Raw genomic sequence first — 16,824 nt, forward strand, 5'->3', positions numbered from 1 at the left:
TCGTTTACGCTTCCGGATCCAGATCCGGACGGCGCTCCCCCATTCCGATCCCCCACCCCATCGAGTACCGCGCGTTGATCTCGCAGCGCGGATTGAACCGCAGGCTCCCTTTCTCGTCGCGCCAGCGGAACGCGTCGAGCCCGAACGGCCCGAAATAACGCGCGGCCACGAGCGCCGCGCCCGCTCGCTCCATCGCCTGCGCGAAAGCTTCCGTCTCCTCCAGGCCAATCTCCCCGGGCTTCGCGGGCCGCGTCGAGAGCCACGTCCCATCCGGCGCCGTCTCCTGCCACGTCGGCTCGCCGAGCGAGAGCTGCCCCTCGCGCGACACGAACCCGTGCCACCCGAAATCGGCCACACGATCGACCCACGGCTCGACCACGAGCGCGCCGAACGAGCGCAATGAGGCTTCGATCCAGGACTGCGCCGCGCCGAGCACCTCGTCCTCCCGCGCCCGCCGCCGTCCGCGCCCCGCGAATCCGTGCGGCCTGCGCAAAAGCCAATTTCCTCCCGGCGACGGCGCCGCGAGCGCCTCGCGCACCTCGTCGAGCGTCATCACGGCCCGCTGCCCCGGCAGCGTCGCCCCGAGCCCGAGCGAAAATCGCCGATCGTTCACTTGGCGCAGCACCTCATAGGACGGCACCGCGGGCACGCGCGCACCGGCCTGCGTGAGCGCCGCGAGCGCCCGCGGCGTCGGCAACCACGCCTTCCCCACGGCCCCTTCGGCGCGCCGCGCCTCGTCAGGCCCACCCCAAAGCAATATATCGGCCGGACGCACCAATGCCCCGAGCCGCCCCGCGAGCTCCGGAAGCCGCGCCCGCGCCTCCGCCCCGAGCGTCCGGCGCGCATCCTCCAGCTCCACCTCCGCGCCGAGGTTCAGGAGCCACGCGATTCGGGGGCCCATTTGTCGAGTTCCTGCAGAAAATCTTCCGGAAATCCCGCTCGGATTCGATCCTCTCGATTCAGCGGCGAACCCCGCATCACCATCGGCGAAAGCGGCTCCGGCAAATGCGCGCGCCACGCCTCGAAATCGAGCCCCTCCGTGAAGCGCTGGAACCACCGCAGGCCGAAGCGCACGTGCGGCACCTCCTCGGCGCAGACGATCTCCTGGATGCGCGCCCCCTCCTCGTCCCCGATCGCTCGAAATCGCCCTGCGAACCGCGCCGTATGGTCGAGGTTCCCCCCTTCGAGCCCCATCCCCATCACGGCCGCGAAATGCGCCGGCGACTTCGACCGTGGCACCCGCTCCCAGAACCAATCCCGCACTGGAAACTCTCCGAATGCGTGACCGAGCCCCTCCATGTACTGCGCGTACATCGCCATGTGACGGATCTCGTCCCCGGCAATACGCAAAAGCCCCACCTTGAACGCCCGCGGCGCCTCCGGAAACGCGAGCAACGCCCAGGCCATCAGCTCTGCGGCCTGCAATTCGTGATGCAGGAACGTGTGCACGAGCTGCGCCCGCCGCGCCGGATCCCGAATCGCATCCGGACCCGGCGACTTGTGCGCGCGTTTTACAATCTGAAGCGAGCTCGGCCTCCCGGGCCGCTCGATACGACGCACGGGCGCGGCTTCTTCCCATCCCGCGGGCACGGGCGGCGGGGCGAGCTTGTGCCCGAGCTCTTCGCTCGTCACATAATCGTACGCCCAGCGCTCCGCCGTCCCTTCCGGCGGGATCGGGATGTCCATCACGACCGTGCTCGTCAGTTGTTCTTCATCTCCACGCCACGCCCGGGCGGGAGCGGATCCCATCGTAACGAATCTCCGACGAGTGTCGAGATCCGTTTCGGCCGCCCGCCGTCAAGCCGCATCACGTAGAGCCCGGGCCCCTCGCCCGACGTCCGCGTCGAGAAAAAGGCCACGAGTCTCCCGTCGGGGCTGCACGCCGGATACCCATTGCGCCCTTGCCCCTGCGTCAGCCGCACCATCCCTCGCCCGCGTTCGTCCGTCGATACGAGGTCCGTATCTTTGCCGACCCCCACCGCGAAGACCGCCCGCACCCCGTCCGGGTGATTGCAGAACGTCGGCGCCGACGCGAACAGGCCATCCGGCGAGATGGGTTTGTCTTCCACGTAGATTCGTTGCCCGAAGCGCCCCTCGCCCGAATACGCGAGCTTGCCGCTCGGCGTGAACGTCGGCCGGAGGGCCATCCCGACCTCGCTCGCCGGCGCAAGGCTCGCGAAATCCGGGCCCACGAACATCTTGATCGTGCCCCCGTCCGCGATCGACACCGCGACGCGCGACCTGTCCCGCGAGAACGCGAGCCCGTACACCGAGCCCTTCATCGGCAGATCCACCGCCTGCCCGCTCGCCGTCCGGATCCGGTATTCTCCGTTTTGCGCGCTTGCGGCCCAGTACAGCGCGTCCCCTTTTCCGAACGCCGGTGCGACCGCGATCTCCTCCGTCGGCGAGACCGGCTTCGGATCATGCCCATCTGCGTCGACGGTGAACACGCGCCGCAGCTTGCCCACCCCCGCGACGAACGTCATCCGGCTGGCGAACCCGCCATTTTGCCCCGTCAGCGCCCCGATCACGAGATCCGAAATCCGGTGCGCCTCCTCCCTCAAATCCGAGGCTGGAATCAAAAACCGCTTGTCGAATACAGCCGCGGCCCCATTGCGCACGAAATACACCCGGGCGCGGAGCTCCACCTTGTCCTGCCCCGGCACAGGCCGCGCGCGCGCCTCCACGAGCGCCTCGACCTTCTTTTTCGCCCAGATCGACACGTCGAGCGTCTCCGCGCCCCACGCCTCCTCCGGCGAATCGTCGTCCGAGATCACCTCGAACTCGCCCGAAAGCTCGAGATCACGCCGCGCCACGCTCCGCATGATCACGTCCTCCTCGTCCCAGCTCGACGAGGGCAGGACCGCGATCCGCGGCAAGGGCCGCGTCGCACCGGCGACGACTACGATATTGCCGAGCAAATCCTCCGGCGACGGCGGCGCGTCCGCGGGCGTGGGCTCCTCCGCGCGCGCGGCTGGCGGCGCGGAGGCCGCGAGGGACGAGAGGACGGCGAGGGCGAGCAGGTTCTTCTTCAATCGCATCGCTCCGGCGTGCAGGTGAAGGTGAGCGAAATCTGGCTCTGGACGATGTCCGGATAATTCTCGGGCGGCGGCGGCAACTCCTCGCCCTTGGCGCTCTCCAGCGCGGCGCGCGCCGCGGCGTCGAACGCGGCCTGGCCGCTGGAGACGATCGCGAAGCTCCCGACCGATCGACCGCCCGAGAGCGTCACCGTCGCGGCCACGCGGAACTTCGTAATCTCATCGGGTGACAAACCCGACCCCGACACGCGGAACCTGCGGCTGAACCAGCTCCGGATCTTCTCCCGGTAGATGTCCACCGCGCGCGCCTTGAGCGGATCCATCTCCGTCCCGCCCTTCACGCCGTCCTCGTGGCCTTTTTCATCCACGTTCGGCGGGGGTTCGGCCTTCGCGGGCTCCTCGATCGGCGTCTCGACTACCTTCGCGACTTCGGCCTCGGGCGGCGGGACCGGCGTCTTCACCTCGGCCACCTCGATTTCCTTCGACGGAATGGCCTCCTCGGTCTTCTCCGCCTTCGTCGAGACGAATGCTTTTTCCTCCACGCGCCGCTTCGCGCGGGGCTTCAGCCATCGATCCGGCAGCTTCGCCGGATCCCGTTTTCCGCCGAGCTTCAAGGCCGGCGCCGCGTCGAGATCGAGCACGGGCACCACCTTCACGGGCACGCTCGGCCCCTTGTCGATCTCCGGCGCCAGGGCCGGCCGATCGAGGTCCGCCGCGCGCAGCAGCAAAAGCGCCCCGCCCTGCAGCCCCACCGCGCAAATCACGGCGCACGCGATCTCGTGGATCCGAAAATCGCTCTTCGTGGACGGCGCCGCGTCCGTGCTCACCGGACCGCCTCCCGCGCCTCGTCGGGCTCCGGCTCGACCAGCAAATTGAGCCCCAGCACGCCCGCCGAGCGCGCCGCCGCGACCACGCGCGCCACAGCGGCATACCGCGCGTCCTTGTCCGCGCGGATGTAGAGCTCTTTTTCTTTCTGCACCCGCGGGTTCGTCGCGAGCACGTCCTCCACGCTCGTCGTCACGTCATCCTCGCCAAAGAGGATTTTTTCCTCCTTGGTCACCGTCACGACGAGCTTCGTGTCCTTGACGGGCGCCTCCGTCGCCTCGACCTGCGGCAATTCGACCCGCAGGCCCGACGCGAGCAACGGCGCCGTCACCATGAACACCACGAGCAGGACCAGCATCACGTCGACGAGCGGCGTGACGTTGATATCGCCGAACCCTTTTCCTCTGCCTCGCCTCGATCCGCCGGCCTGCATGCCCATGGCTCGTCCCTACCCTTGCGCGCCCGACTTCGGCAGCGTTGCCGGCACCTCGGAGACGAGCGCCACCCAGCCCTCGCTCGCCGCCTCGATCGCCGACAAAAGCGCGTCGATCCGCTTGTTCAGCGCGTTGTACGCCACGACCGCCGGAATGGCCGCCGCGAGCCCGATCGCCGTCGCGATCAAAGCCTCGCCGATCGCCGGCGCCACGACCGGCAAGCTCGCGCTCTTCGCCTGCCCGATGCGCAAGAACGCATCCATGATCCCGTACACCGTGCCAAACAGCCCCACGAACGGCGCGGCAGCGGCAATCGTGGAGAGCGAGGCCATGAGCGAACCGGCCCGCTGCTCCTGATCGACGAGCGCACGCTTCGCCACGGAATCGAGCAATTTCGGGCTCCCGGCGCGTTTTCCGAGCTCGAGCACGACCACGGCGCCCGGGGCGTCGGCATACCGGCTCGCAGCGGCGAAGAGCGCGTCGGCCGACAAGGCGTGCTTCGCCTCTTGCTCGAAGCGCCGCTCCGCGCGGCTCAGCCGGCCGAGCTGGAGCGCCTTCAAGAATGCGATGATCCAGACCATGACCGCCGCGGCCACGAGCAGCCAGACCACGACGAACACGGGCCCGGACGAATGCAGGACGAGCGAGACCGGATCCAGGCGGATCGGCGCCGCGGCAGGTTCGATCGTATCGATCATGATGGTTCGTCCTCAGTCCGCGAGATACACGTCGACCTTGCGATCCTGGGCCCAACCTTCCTCGTCGACCCCGATCGCCTCGATTTCCCCGCGCGACGACGTCTCCACGCGCGACTTTTCGAGCCCCTTCTTGCCCAGGAATTCCGCCACGTTGCCGGCGCGCTTCTGGCCGAGGCCGAAGTTGTATTCGGTCTCCCCGCGCGGATCGGCGTGGCCCACGAGCTTCATTCCCTTGCCGGCGAGCGGGCCCGTCGTGAAGCAGCGGGCGAGCGCTTCGAGCGCCTTCGTCGCCTCCGGCTCGAGGTCGACCGAGTCGAACGCGAAGCGCGCGCGCGGAATGTCGCCGCACGCCTTCACGATACGATCCTCGATGTGCACCGAACCGGCGGTGGGGGTCGTCCTGTCCTTCTTCACGGGCGCGGCTTGCGTGCTCGCGACCTGCGGCTGGGCTGCGGCCGCGGGGTTCGGCGCGGCGACCGCCGCGGCCGTGCTCGGCGTGGCGACGGGATCCGAACCACAACCGATCGACAGCGCGGCGAGCGTGGAGCCCAAGAGGGTGATGACCGTGAGACGCGACATGATTCCTCCGGCGGGACGCCCCCCGGCGCCCCTCGACCTCGCGCTTACCACGTCGCTCTGGTTCGGGCACAAATTTGGCGAAACCCGAGCCCTTGGTATACAGGCCATGATCGCAGCCCTCTTGACGTGAGGCGCGCCCAGGGCCTACGACGTTGGGGCTTCTCCGGAGGACCCCGACCATGCCGATTCCCCGCATCCTCGAAGGCCGCCTCACGCTCCCCGTGATCGGCGCGCCCATGTTCATCGTCTCGGGCCCCGAGCTCGTCATTGCCCAGTGCAAGGCCGGCGTGGTCGGGTCCTTCCCGGCGCTCAACGCGCGCCCGAAGGAGCAACTCGAAGTTTGGATCACGCGGATCAAAACCGAGCTCGACGAATACCGCGCCCAGAACCCCGGCGCGCGCGTGGCGCCGTTCGCCATCAATCAGATCGCGCACCGCTCGAATGACAGGCTCGAACACGACGTCGAGGTCTGCGTCCGGCACGAAGTGCCCATCATCATCACGAGCCTGCGCCCGCCGGCCGAGATCGTGAAGGCCGTGCATTCGTACGGCGGCATCGTGCTCCACGATGTCATCAACGTGCGTCACGCCGAAAAGGCGCTCGAGGAGGGCGTCGACGGCCTCATCCTCGTGTGCGCGGGCGCGGGCGGCCACGCCGGCGCGCTCTCGCCCCTCGCGCTCGTCGCCGAGGTCCGCAAGTTCTATCAGGGCACGGTTTGCCTCGCCGGCGCGATCTCGACGGGCCGCGACGTCCTCACCGCGCAATCGACCGGCGCCGACCTCGCGTACGTCGGCACGCGCTTCATCGCGACCGAGGAGGCGAATGTGGTGCCCGGGTACAAGCAAATGCTCATCGACACGACGGCGAAGGACATCGTGTATTCGTCCCTCTTCACCGGCATCCACGGCAATTACCTCAAGCCCTCCGTCGCGGCGGCCGGTCTCGACCCGGACAACCTCCCCTCGGCCGACAAATCGACCATGAATTTCGGCTCCGGCGGCAACACGGCCGCGAAGGCGTGGCGCGACATCTGGAGCGCGGGCCAGGGCGTCGGGAGCATCACGGACGCCCCGCGCGTGGAGACGCTCGTCCGCCGCATGCGCTCCGAGTACGACGCCGCGCGCGAGGACCTCATCGCCCGGTCGAATGCTTTCCGCGAATAGGTCTGTTTTGCGAAACCGTTTGTCCCCGCTCATCCCAGGTAGAGCCGCGCCGAGGTGCAGAACCTCGTGTGCGGATCGAATTCGAAGAGCCCCACGCCGCTCCGGCGCGCGCCGTGGGCCGTGAACGTGCAGCGGAAGGCCGTGAAGAACCCCGCAGAGATCGGCGCCTCGACCTCCAGCGACGCGCCCGGGCCGAGCGCATCGAAGACACTCCGCGGCGAATGCCGCTTGCCCGGCTCGATCTCGATCCGCGGCTCGTCATCCGCGAAGAGCCCCCGCAGCCCGGCGAGATCACGCTCTCGTATCGCACGGGCAAACTCCTCCGCCGCCGCGTGCCCGCGCTCGAACATGCCCCGCCAGAGGCCTTCGAGGTACGTCGACACATTGGAAAAACCCTGGATCCGCAGCATACGCGCGGTGAGCCCGGTCATCGCGATCAGGGTCGTGGGCCCGCCCTTCAGCGCGGACATGGTGACGCCGCGAAGCTCCCAGAACGCCCGCATGCGTTGCACCCGCAGCACGCTGTCGACCTCGCCGAGTTCATAAATCAAATACGCGGGCAGCTCCACGCGCGCGCCGTTTGGCGTGCGCGTCGTGATGTTCACGTCCCGCACCACCGTGAGCCCTTGCACCACGTCCGCGAGCACCTCGAAGCGCACTTCGTTCGGGGCGATGTAGACGTCGTAAAAGCGCCCGAGCTCGTCGTCGCCGTCGCGCGGGTCCGCGCCCTTTCGCGCGGGCGGGCCGCCGACCGGGTCCTCGACGACCGCGCCGTGCGCGAAGAGCCCCACCCAGCCTTCTTTGTCGTGCGCGGCGACGCGGTCGGGTGAGCGCTTCACGACCGCGAGCACATCGTCTCGGCTCCACTCCATGCGCCGCGTATACCACGGAACGGCCGGGCAAGGGCAACGGGAAGGCGCTCGACCGGCCGCGGCCGACCTCCTCGGCAGCGCGGGGCTCGCGCGGCGCCCGTCCCGGCCTTATGCGTCTCGGTGGAGGGGAGGAGACGCGCATGGCGAAAGACGGCAATGGTCACGCGGCGGCGATGCGAAAGCTGAGGCGGCTCGTGAAGGGCATTCGCGTGGCGATGATGACCACGACCACCGGAGACGGCACCTTGCACAGCCGCCCGATGGCGACGTGCGAAGCGCTCGACGAGGACGGCGCGCTCTGGTTCTTCACGTCCTGCGAGACCGCGAAGGTGCACGAGATCAACGCCGATCACCACGTGAACATCGCATACTCCGATCCGGAAAACGATCGATACGTCTCTCTCGCGGGCATGGCGCGGGTCGTCCGTGACAGGGAGAAAATGCAGAAGCTCTGGAGCCCCATGCTGCGCGTCTGGTTCCCGCGTGGCCTCGACGAGCCGGACATCGCCCTTTTGCGGGTCGAGGTCGACCGGGCGGAATACTGGGATCCCTCGGCAGGCCTGTTCTCCGCGATCGTCAGCCGCGTGCGCTCGGCCGTGACGGGCGCCCCGGGATTCCCCGCCAGGCACGGCCGGATCGACCTCCGGCATGCCGAGGAGCAGCCACGCGCGGCCTGATCAGCTCGGTTTCCAGCGGACGTTCAAAAGGCCTGCACGAGGAGCGTGCCGAGCTCGCCCGATGCCTCCTGGAGGAGGATGGGATACGCGTCCTCGATGAGATTCTTCGGCGTCCCGAGGACCCCATCCAGCTTCTGCATCGACGCGTCGTAGCTGTCCGGACGGATGGTCTCGGAGCGTGGGCTCGTCGTGACAAACGATGGCGTCGGGTCCGCCCCTGGGATCACCGCGTGCATCTCCAGCCGGATCCTAGCGTCACAGAAGACGAGCTTGTCGTTCCTGGACACGAACGGCTCATTGCCTGCTTCGAGCCTCATCCGAACCACGAGCCGAGGCAGCTCGGGCGTCCCCTTTTCTGCCGTCGGGCTCTGAAACTGGATGGCACCACCAAACCTGTCCCGCGCGCGTAGGACGATTGCATTGAACACCTTCTCCTCGATGCCCTTCGCGATCCGCGGAAACGCCGTCCCGACCGGCTGATATCGGTCCCCGTGCTCGTTCCTGAAGGCCGTCTCCGACTCCAGGAACGAATTCGGGAGGACGATCGTCACGTCCAGGAGAACGCGAGGGTCCTCCTTCGTATCGAGCCACGTGAGCAGCGGCTGGAAGATGGCCCGCGCTTCGTCGGCGCCGGCTCCCTTTCGTAGACGAAGGAGATCGAGCCGGTCCGCATAAGCGTGGTGAATCGCCTCCGTCACGGCCTGCGTCCACTCGGCTCCATACCGGCGCTCAATCGCGCGGAGCTCCGCCACCTCCTGCTTCTGCGTGGCGTCCGTGATCTCGGCTTTGGGCAAGAACTTCGAGCGGACCTCGTGCTCGTGTTTTTTCCCGTGGGCGTCGAGGTATTCCTGGTACGCGTAGCGGGTGTTGCTCCGCTTCGCTTCTGCAAACATCGCATCGTCCACCACGTCCATGTGCCGCCGGCCTCGCGCGTCGTCGAGATAGAGCCGATATCTCGGGAGGGAATCCGCCTTCATCACCATGTCGAAGAGCAGGTCATCCGCTTCGACCGCGTGTTTGCCTTCGGGGGCCATCGTCAGATACTCCGCGAGCCACTCCGGTCGCTTCTTGGCGTGCTCGAACGCGAGATCATCGAGCTCGTCCCGATGGTGCATGCCGAGGTCCTTGTACAGCATGTGTCTTCTCGCGAACTCATACTCCTCGCCGCGCTCGGCGGCCTCGCGCACCTGGTCGAACATGGACGCGTCGCTCGCATGATTCCGCGCGACCCACGACGCCGAGCCGAGGAGCGCGCCCGCGGCGACCGACACAAGGACGAGCCATCGAAATGCGGGGACCCTGCTGTCCGCTTCTCTCGCGACGGGCGCCGCGCTCGCCCAGTCGTCGGCGATCCGCAATTCGAAGAAAGGATCGATCCGCTCGATCTCGGGCTGGTCGTCAGGTAAAATCAGGCGCGCAGCCTCGTCGATCGCCGCCTGGACCTGGCGCGCGGTCTCCGTCACATCCTCGGAGACGCGGAGGGGCGCCGCGTCTCCGTCTCCAAAGACGAGGAGCACCTCCCCGCGTTTTCCGCCCGCGCGCCCCTCGACACGCCGGAGCGTCGCGAGCGAAGTGACCGTGAGAATCCGGCCGCGGACCTCCACGAGGTCGAGCAAAAAGAGATAACGGCCCGACGGGAACGGCGCGCCCTCGTCCTTCGATCGCCGAAAGAAGACGTGCACGATCACGACGAGCGCGAGCAACGACGCCACGAGGACGTGCCCGAGCACGAACGCGCGCGGCTGCACGGAAAATGGGCCGTCGAGATCGCCGAACTGCACGAACCAAAGCCCGAGCCAAACGAACGCGGCAACGATCCCGGTGCCGCGCCAGAAGCGCTGCGAGCCCGGGATCGTCCCTGCCGCGCTCTCCTCGACGCGGAGCAGCGGCGCGGGCATGCCCCCCGCTTCGAGCGCGCGAACGAGCCGCTCCCGCACGACGTCCGGGAGCCGGTCGAAATCAAGGACGCGGACGGTGCGTGGCTCGCCGCCGGCGGAGCGGTAGTGATTGGGGGCGCCCATGGATCCGGAGAGAAATGCAATCACGTTCTCGCTTGACGCGCCATGGGAAATCCGCTAGTCGTGGATCCTGGCGGGCCGCTCGGGCTCCTTCGGCCTCCTTTTCGTCCGCCACATCACGCCGTTCGCGGCTGTCCGCAGGCTCGATTTCGAGCCTGGCGGGACACGTGCGCGCGGTGTCCGGAGGACGTCGTGGAACGCAAGCTCGTTTCGATTCAAGTGGTGGAGAGCCTCGCGCCGATCGAAGGCGCGGACCAAATCGAACAGGCCCGGGTGATGGGCTGGACCGTGGTCGTCAAGAAAGGGGAGTTTCGTCCCGGCGACCGCTGCGTGTTCTTCGAAATCGACAGCGTGCTCCCTTCGAGCGCGCCGTGGGCGGAGTTCATGCGGTCACGCGGGTTCCGCGTGCGGACCATCAAGCTCCGGGGCGTGCTCTCGCAGGGCCTTGCGTTGCCGACCACGATCCTCGACGGCGAGGTCCCGGAGGTCGGGACGGATGTGCGCGATCGGCTCGGCGTCACCAAATACGAGGCCGTCTTGCCGGACGCGCGCGAGGTCGCGGGGGGGTTTCCGGCGCTCGTGCCGAAGACGGACGAGATCCGCCTGCAATCGGCGCTCGGCGTGCTCGACGAGATGCGCGGCCAGGCGTTTTACGTCTCGACGAAGCTCGACGGCTCGTCCGCCACGTTCTTCCGCGCACCCGAAGGCGAGTTTGTCGCGTGCTCGCGCAACTGGGCCCTCGCGCCCGGTCCGAACCCGATTTGGAGGGCGGCGGAGCGATACGACCTTGCCAAGCGCCTCCCCCCGGGCATCGCGGTGCAGGGCGAGCTGTGCGGCCCGGGCATTCAAAAGAACCGGCTCGGCCTCTCGGAGGTCGACGTCTTCATGTTCGGCGTGTACGACGCGCGCGTGGGCCGTTATCTCGATTTCGCCGATTTCATCGGGTTCTGCAAGGAGTACGGCCTGCGCACCGTGCCCATCGAGCGCGAGGTCCGCGGCGACGAGGCGCTGCACTTCGAGCATACGCTCGATCGCTGGCTCGAAACGGCACGAGGCCTTTATGCTGGAACGAAAAACCGCAAGGAAGGCATCGTGGTCCGTCCCCTCGTCGAGTCGCGCTCCGCGACGCTCGGCGGCCGGCTCTCGTTCAAGGTGATCAACAATGACTTCTTGCTGAAGGACGAGGCGTGAGCGTCAGGAGACGAGGCGGATCCCCACGGGCAAACCCTCTCCATAAAACGCCGCCCGATCCGCCTCCTCGACCGCGACGACCTCCCGCACGGCCCGCACCCATTCCTCGCGCGCGCCCGAGGCGACGAGCCTCCGCTCGACGTCACGCCGCACCCGCTCGGAGACGTCACGCGCACGGTCGCCCGTGAGCCGCGCCATATCCATCGCCGCCCGCGGCGCCGTGGGCATCTCGGCCCATTTCTCCCGCAAGAGGTGGTCGAGCCAGCGCTCGGCCACGTTCGGCGCGATGACGTGGTGCGCGCTCGCATAGGCGGGCACACGCGCGCCAATCCGCCCGATCGCCGCCCAGTTCCGCGGATCACGGTCGGTCCAGGTCCGTTCGAGCAAAAACCCACCGAGCTCCGTCCGCCGCGCCGGCGGCACACGCTCCAAGGACGACGCGAGGTCCACGACGTCCGCGTCGGGCTCGGCGCGAATGCCCTTGGGCTTTTTCAATCGTTTCTCCGACGGCGCGAGGAACGGATCGACGAGGTCCCGGATCGCCACCTGCGCCGCCTCTTCGAGGCCGCCCGCGATGCGCCGCCACGCGATCCAGAAATGCTGCCACGTGCGCGCCTCCTGCGCGAACACCACGCGCTCGTGGAACAACGAAAACAGATTCGCCGCGCGCTCCTCGTCGAGCGCGTGGCCGAAGCCGGGCCGGAGCGTGTACCCCGCGAGTTGCCAGAAGACCCGCTCGTGATCGGCCGAGCGCCGCCGGCCCTTGTGCCCCGGCCATAGCACGTCGAAGAGCGCGCGGTTCGTCTCGGCCGTCCACGTGGGCCGCTCGCCGAGGATCCGTTCGAGCTCGCGCACGAGGTCCTTCACCTCGCGCGGGGTGACGTCCGCCCGCCCCTTGCCATAAATGCGGGCAATGGCCTCGCGCGCGTCCTCCAGCCGCTTGCCGCCGGCCGTCACGCCCGGCCGCATCGTTTTGCCCGGAGAAACGCCGCCCTCGGTCTCGACCGCCGTGTCGGGGCTCGTCTCGCGCAGATCCCAGGTCAATCGAAAGCGACGGCCGACCTCGGCGGCCACCTCGACACACGCGAGCTCCAGCGTGCCGATCGCGCTGAGCTCGCCCGCGAGCGAGACGGTCACCTCGCCGGGACGCGCGCCCGGCTCGAAGGCCGAGGAGACGGGCGGCAAGGCCGAAAACCGCTCGATGTCCGGCGTGACGACCGTGCCCGGCAGGTCGAGCGCCTCGTCGGAGGCGTACAGGGGAAATCGGACCGGACGGCCCACGGTGAGCGAAAAGGTTCTTCCGGGCACATCGTACCGGATGCCCTCGCGCGCGCCGCGCGGCACCACGCAGACGGCCTGCCGCTGGCCGGAGGCCCCCGCCGACAATCCCAGGTAATACCCGCGCGCCGAGCCGCCTCCGATCCGCACGCCACGTCCGAGGAGGGACAAACCATACACGACGGCGCCGCGCGCGACGGCGAGATCGGGATCCGGATGCGGCAGGATCTCCGGGCGAACGGCGCCCCACGCCCCGATCGCCTCGGCGAGCCGATCGACGATCCGTTTGGCGCGAAACACGCCGCCGTTCAGGAGCAAGGCGTGGGGCGCGGGCGCGCCGGGCGCGTGACGGGCGAAGAAATGGGCGACATGCCGGGTGATGGCGACGTCGCGCTCGTAGGGCAAACCAAACGCGACGAGCGCGCTGCCGCCGCGGCGCGGGCGATCGGCGAGGCTGGCGGGCGGCAAGAAGCCGTCGAGCACGACACGCTCGGCCTCCTCGCGGGAGAGGCGCGTGGAGAGCGCGGAGCCGATGAGGCGCGCGCCCTTGCCGAGCACCGTGACCGCGACATCATTCGGAGGATCGTCGCCGAGGAGCTGCTCCTTGGCGGCGCGACAGGCGAGCACGAGCTGGCCGAAGCGCGCCGGGGGCAATCGATCCGGCGCTTCGATGAGGCGGCCCTCGCAGAGGTGCGCGAGCGCGAGATCCATGTTGTCGCCGCCGAGCAGGAGGTGTCTTCCCACGGCGACACGCTCGACCTCCGTGGATCCGCGTTGTTCGCCCGGACGAACCCTTATCAAGGACAGATCCGTCGTCCCGCCGCCGACATCACAAACGAGGACGAGCGCCTCGCCGCCGCTCCGCCGGCAGAGCGCCGCGAGCTCGCCCTCCCCCGCACGGGCCATGTAATCGTAAAAGGCCGCTTGTGGCTCTTCGAGCAGCCGCACGTCGAATCCGGCGCGCCGCGCGGCCTCGACCGTGAGCTCGCGCGCGTCCTCGTCGAACGACGCGGGCACGGTCAAAACAACGTCTTGCTCTTCGAGCGGATACGCGAGGAACGTTTCGTTCCACGCGCGCTTGATGTGCAAGAGCAATCGCGCGGCCGCGTCGACGGGCGAGAGGCGCGGCAGATCCTCGGCGTCCTCGCCCGCGCCCCACGGCAAAATGGGCGCGGTTCGATCGACGGCCGCGTGCGCGAGCCAGCTCTTCGACGAGGCGACGAGCCTGCCCGCGACCTCACCCCCGCGCCGCCGTGCATGCACGCCGAGCACCCAGGGCGCATCCCCGAACGGATCGGGCAGCGCCTCGCCCGCAAGGGGCGCATAAAGAAACGACGGAAAGAGCGGCTGGGGCTCGATCTCGCCGGCGCTCACGAGCTGGGGAATCGGAAACACCTCGGGCGGCCGGCGGCTCGCCGGGTCGGCCCAGGCGACCACGGTATGCGTCGTGCCGAGATCAATCCCGACAATGCGGCGCGCGCTCATGAAAAAACTCCTAGCCTTCCACGGCGACCTCGCCGCCGTGCGCGCGTACGCCGAGCTCCACCTTCCACTTTTCGCCTGGCTTTTGCGGCTCGATCGGCACGGCCTCGACGAGCAAGGTCCCGACCTCGGTGATGCTCGATCGCAGCCGCACGGGCACGACGTCCCCCTCGCGCCGCCCGTCCGCCGGCAAGGTCACTTCCATCGGCGCGAGCTCGTCGAGCTCGCCCTCGCCCCACGATTCGAGCTCGACCCCGGCCGGGTCGTCTCGACGAACCGACGAACCGAAGAACCGGAATCGCACGGGCTCGCCGACCACGACGCCGAGCTCCTGCGGCGGCAAGGCCGCCTCCGTGCCTTCCTCCATCCCGAACGGCGCCACGCAGAGCGCGCTGATCGGCGGTTCGAGGCCGGGCACGGCCGGCACCGCGCTCTCGATGCCCACATAATACGCCCGCGCCGTGCCGCCACGAATGCGCAGGCCCCGGCCCTTGCGCACGAGCCCGTACGTCGCCGCGCCCCGCGCGACCGCGAGGTCGAGATCGGCCGCGGGCAAGACACGCACCGGCGCGCCGCCGTCCGCCTGGAGCCATGCATCGAGGGTCGAGACGATACGATCGGCGAGCACCTTGCCCTTCATGACGCCGCCATTGAAGAGCAGGACCGTCGGGTGCAGGAGCGTGCGGCCCTCGCGCTTCGGAAACCCTTCGATTCGATCGAGCGCACGCGCATGACGGCCAAGGAACGCCGCGAGGTGGCGCGTGACGCCCGCGTCCTGCGCATACGGCAAGCCGAGCTGCGTGAGGCCGCCGCGGGCGCGCGGAGCGGGGCGAGCGTTTGCCCCGACGACCGGGAAAAACCCGTCGACAAGGATTTTTCCGACTTCGGATTGCAAAAGCTCGGTTCGCAACGACGATCCGAGGAGCTTCGCCCCGCGGCTCGGGACGACGATCGGCATGCTCTCGATCGAGGCGTCCGAGAGCAGCCGCTCCTTGGCCACGCGCGCCGCATGCGTGAGCGCGATCATTTGCCATCGATCGAGCTCTTTGCCCTCCGTGACGAACTTCTGCCGCGCCACGTGCGCGAGCGCGAGATCCATGTTGTCGCCGCCGAGCAGGATGTGATCCCCCACGGCCACGCGCTCGAGCACGAGCGAGCCATTCACCTCGGTCGCGGCGATGGCCGAAAAATCGGTCGTGCCGCCGCCGACGTCGACCACGAGGATCACGTCGCCCGGGTGAATGTATTTGCGCCAATCTTCGCCCGCGGCGTCGATCCAGGCATACAACGCGGCCTGCGGCTCTTCGAGCAACGTGAGATCCTCGAACCCGGCGAGCCCCGCGGCCTCGACCGTGAGGTCCCGCGCCGCCGCGTCGAACGAGGCCGGCACCGTGAGCACGATCTCCTGCGCCGAGAGCGATGGCTCCTTTCCTTGCCGATGCACCCACGCCTCGGCGAGGTGCTCCAGGTATCGCCACGAAGCCTCGACGGGCGAGATTTTCTCCACGTCCTCGGGCGCGCCGAGCGGCAGGAGCGCCGATCGCCGATCCACGCCCGCATGCGAGAGCCAGCTCTTCGCGCTCGACACGAGCCGGATCGGCGCGTCGATGCCGCGCGTCCGGGCATATTCACCCACGACGAACGTGCGCTCGGCGTCCCAGGGCAAACCCTGCGCGCCTTCGCTCTCGTGCGCGGCGTAATAGAAGGACGGCAAGAGGGTCCGCTCCTCCAGCGTGCCGCGGGCGACGAGCTGAAGAATGGGCAGGACCTCGGTGCGAGGCTTTTCCGCGGCGCTCTCGGCGAATGCGAGGGCCGAATGGGTGGTGCCGAGATCGATACCAACGACGAAACGAGCGGTCACAGCTCCACCTCCGCGGGCGCGAGGATCTTCGGATCGTGTCCGGCCGTGGGCGTGGGCAAGCGCAGCTCCGTCACCCTCCAGCCCCGATGCTGGATCGTCCCTCGATAAGGGGGTTTGCCCTGCACGTTGCCCGTGAGCTTCACCTCGGCCGAAGAGAAGCCGGCTTCCAGCGTCACCTTGTGCCCCTCCTCCTCGCTCCTCACGGGGACGATCGTCAGGTGATCGTGCAACGCCTTGCGGCATCCCTCGTGGACGACGCGCACGGCGGCGCCGATCTCGGCGTCCGGGAAGGTGGCGATGTCCTGCTCCAAGAAGTCGACGAGCCTGCCCTCCCGCTGGAGGAGCGCGAGGAGCGACAGGGCCGGGGAGAGGTCTGGCTCCGCGGGCTTTTCGGGCGCAGGTTTCTTGGCCTTTTCAGGCAGCTTGGCCGGCTCGGGCTCGGGGGGCGGGAGGGCCGGGACGGCGGCCTTGAACACGCGAGCCGCGAATTGGCCGTCGAACAGGATCCGCACCAGGCAGGCCCAGGCAAACCAGAGCCGTGTGGCGAGAGGGAGCGGGGTTTCTTCGGACACGCAGGAAGGGTAACGCGTGTCGCGTCAAGGTGGGAGTTTCCGGCGAGCGGGTTTTTTGTCGGGGCGGGGGGAGCCGGGGGAGGTGTGCTTCGGGCGGGACGATCGGCGCGCGGGAGGCGGGCCTCGATAGGCGCCG

At 68.6% G+C, this 16,824-nt stretch carries 15 protein-coding genes; 3 read left to right on the plus strand and 12 right to left on the minus strand.

Annotated elements, in window-relative coordinates; genetic code table 11:
- Nucleotides 1-4: 4 nt before the first annotated feature.
- Genes E8A74_RS22935 through E8A74_RS22965 form a run of 7 tightly spaced genes read right to left on the minus strand, consistent with a single transcriptional unit; the run spans nucleotide 5 to nucleotide 5,574 of the window.
- On the minus strand, nucleotides 5-901 hold the full coding sequence (locus tag E8A74_RS22935) for a hypothetical protein (RefSeq protein ID WP_136931189.1): 897 nt from the start codon (nucleotides 899-901) through the stop codon (nucleotides 5-7).
- Nucleotides 874-1,749, minus strand: coding sequence for a ferritin-like domain-containing protein (locus E8A74_RS22940; RefSeq protein WP_136931190.1), 876 nt, complete (start codon nucleotides 1,747-1,749; stop codon nucleotides 874-876). Before E8A74_RS22940 ends, E8A74_RS22935 begins: the two co-directional genes overlap by 28 nt.
- On the minus strand, nucleotides 1,701-3,041 hold the full coding sequence (locus E8A74_RS22945) for a PD40 domain-containing protein (RefSeq protein ID WP_136931191.1): 1,341 nt from the start codon (nucleotides 3,039-3,041) through the stop codon (nucleotides 1,701-1,703). The genes E8A74_RS22940 and E8A74_RS22945 overlap by 49 nt, the downstream gene beginning before the upstream one ends.
- A complete protein-coding gene (locus E8A74_RS22950) occupies nucleotides 3,032-3,865 on the minus strand; it encodes a TonB C-terminal domain-containing protein (RefSeq protein ID WP_136931192.1) in 834 nt (277 codons plus the stop codon). The genes E8A74_RS22945 and E8A74_RS22950 overlap by 10 nt, the downstream gene beginning before the upstream one ends.
- Nucleotides 3,862-4,302 (minus strand): biopolymer transporter ExbD, encoded by a 441-nt coding sequence (locus E8A74_RS22955; RefSeq protein WP_170229303.1) that lies wholly within the window; start codon nucleotides 4,300-4,302, stop codon nucleotides 3,862-3,864. The genes E8A74_RS22950 and E8A74_RS22955 overlap by 4 nt, the downstream gene beginning before the upstream one ends.
- 9 nt (nucleotides 4,303-4,311) lie before the next feature.
- On the minus strand, nucleotides 4,312-4,995 hold the full coding sequence (locus E8A74_RS22960; RefSeq protein ID WP_136931193.1) for a MotA/TolQ/ExbB proton channel family protein: 684 nt from the start codon (nucleotides 4,993-4,995) through the stop codon (nucleotides 4,312-4,314).
- 12 nt (nucleotides 4,996-5,007) lie between these two features.
- The gene (locus tag E8A74_RS22965; protein WP_136931194.1) at nucleotides 5,008-5,574 is read right to left on the minus strand and encodes an OmpA family protein; all 567 of its coding nucleotides are present in this window, start codon (nucleotides 5,572-5,574) and stop codon (nucleotides 5,008-5,010) included.
- Nucleotides 5,575-5,753: 179 nt separating this feature from the next.
- Between E8A74_RS22965 and E8A74_RS22970 the strand changes: the two genes are divergently transcribed.
- A complete protein-coding gene (locus tag E8A74_RS22970) occupies nucleotides 5,754-6,737 on the plus strand; it encodes an NAD(P)H-dependent flavin oxidoreductase (protein WP_136931195.1) in 984 nt (327 codons plus the stop codon).
- A gap of 29 nt (nucleotides 6,738-6,766) precedes the next feature.
- On the opposite strand, the gene E8A74_RS22975 is transcribed toward E8A74_RS22970, so the two are convergent.
- Complete coding sequence (locus E8A74_RS22975) at nucleotides 6,767-7,609, minus strand: nuclear transport factor 2 family protein (protein WP_136931196.1); 843 nt, start codon at nucleotides 7,607-7,609, stop codon at nucleotides 6,767-6,769.
- 140 nt (nucleotides 7,610-7,749) lie between these two features.
- On the opposite strand from E8A74_RS22975, the gene E8A74_RS22980 reads away from it, so the two are divergent.
- Nucleotides 7,750-8,286, plus strand: a complete 537-nt coding sequence (locus E8A74_RS22980) for a pyridoxamine 5'-phosphate oxidase family protein (protein WP_136931197.1) — start codon at nucleotides 7,750-7,752, stop codon at nucleotides 8,284-8,286.
- Nucleotides 8,287-8,309: 23 nt separating this feature from the next.
- Here the strand turns inward: E8A74_RS22980 and E8A74_RS22985 are convergent, their stop codons facing one another.
- Nucleotides 8,310-10,307 (minus strand): hypothetical protein, encoded by a 1,998-nt coding sequence (locus tag E8A74_RS22985; RefSeq protein WP_136931198.1) that lies wholly within the window; start codon nucleotides 10,305-10,307, stop codon nucleotides 8,310-8,312.
- A 189-nt stretch (nucleotides 10,308-10,496) separates the two neighbouring features.
- On the opposite strand from E8A74_RS22985, the gene E8A74_RS22990 reads away from it, so the two are divergent.
- The gene (locus E8A74_RS22990) at nucleotides 10,497-11,495 is read left to right on the plus strand and encodes an RNA ligase (ATP) (protein ID WP_136931199.1); all 999 of its coding nucleotides are present in this window, start codon (nucleotides 10,497-10,499) and stop codon (nucleotides 11,493-11,495) included.
- A 3-nt stretch (nucleotides 11,496-11,498) separates the two neighbouring features.
- Here the strand turns inward: E8A74_RS22990 and E8A74_RS22995 are convergent, their stop codons facing one another.
- The 3 genes from E8A74_RS22995 to E8A74_RS23005 are packed head-to-tail and all read right to left on the minus strand — an operon-like array spanning nucleotide 11,499 to nucleotide 16,688.
- Nucleotides 11,499-14,258, minus strand: a complete 2,760-nt coding sequence (locus E8A74_RS22995; protein WP_136931200.1) for a hsp70 family protein — start codon at nucleotides 14,256-14,258, stop codon at nucleotides 11,499-11,501.
- A gap of 10 nt (nucleotides 14,259-14,268) precedes the next feature.
- A complete protein-coding gene (locus E8A74_RS23000; protein WP_136931201.1) occupies nucleotides 14,269-16,116 on the minus strand; it encodes an Hsp70 family protein in 1,848 nt (615 codons plus the stop codon).
- Nucleotides 16,113-16,688, minus strand: a complete 576-nt coding sequence (locus tag E8A74_RS23005; protein WP_136931202.1) for a DUF2760 domain-containing protein — start codon at nucleotides 16,686-16,688, stop codon at nucleotides 16,113-16,115. The genes E8A74_RS23000 and E8A74_RS23005 overlap by 4 nt, the downstream gene beginning before the upstream one ends.
- Nucleotides 16,689-16,824 lie beyond the last annotated feature (136 nt).

This window comes from Polyangium fumosum (assembly GCF_005144585.1).
Classification (GTDB): domain Bacteria; phylum Myxococcota_A; class Polyangia; order Polyangiales; family Polyangiaceae; genus Polyangium; species Polyangium fumosum.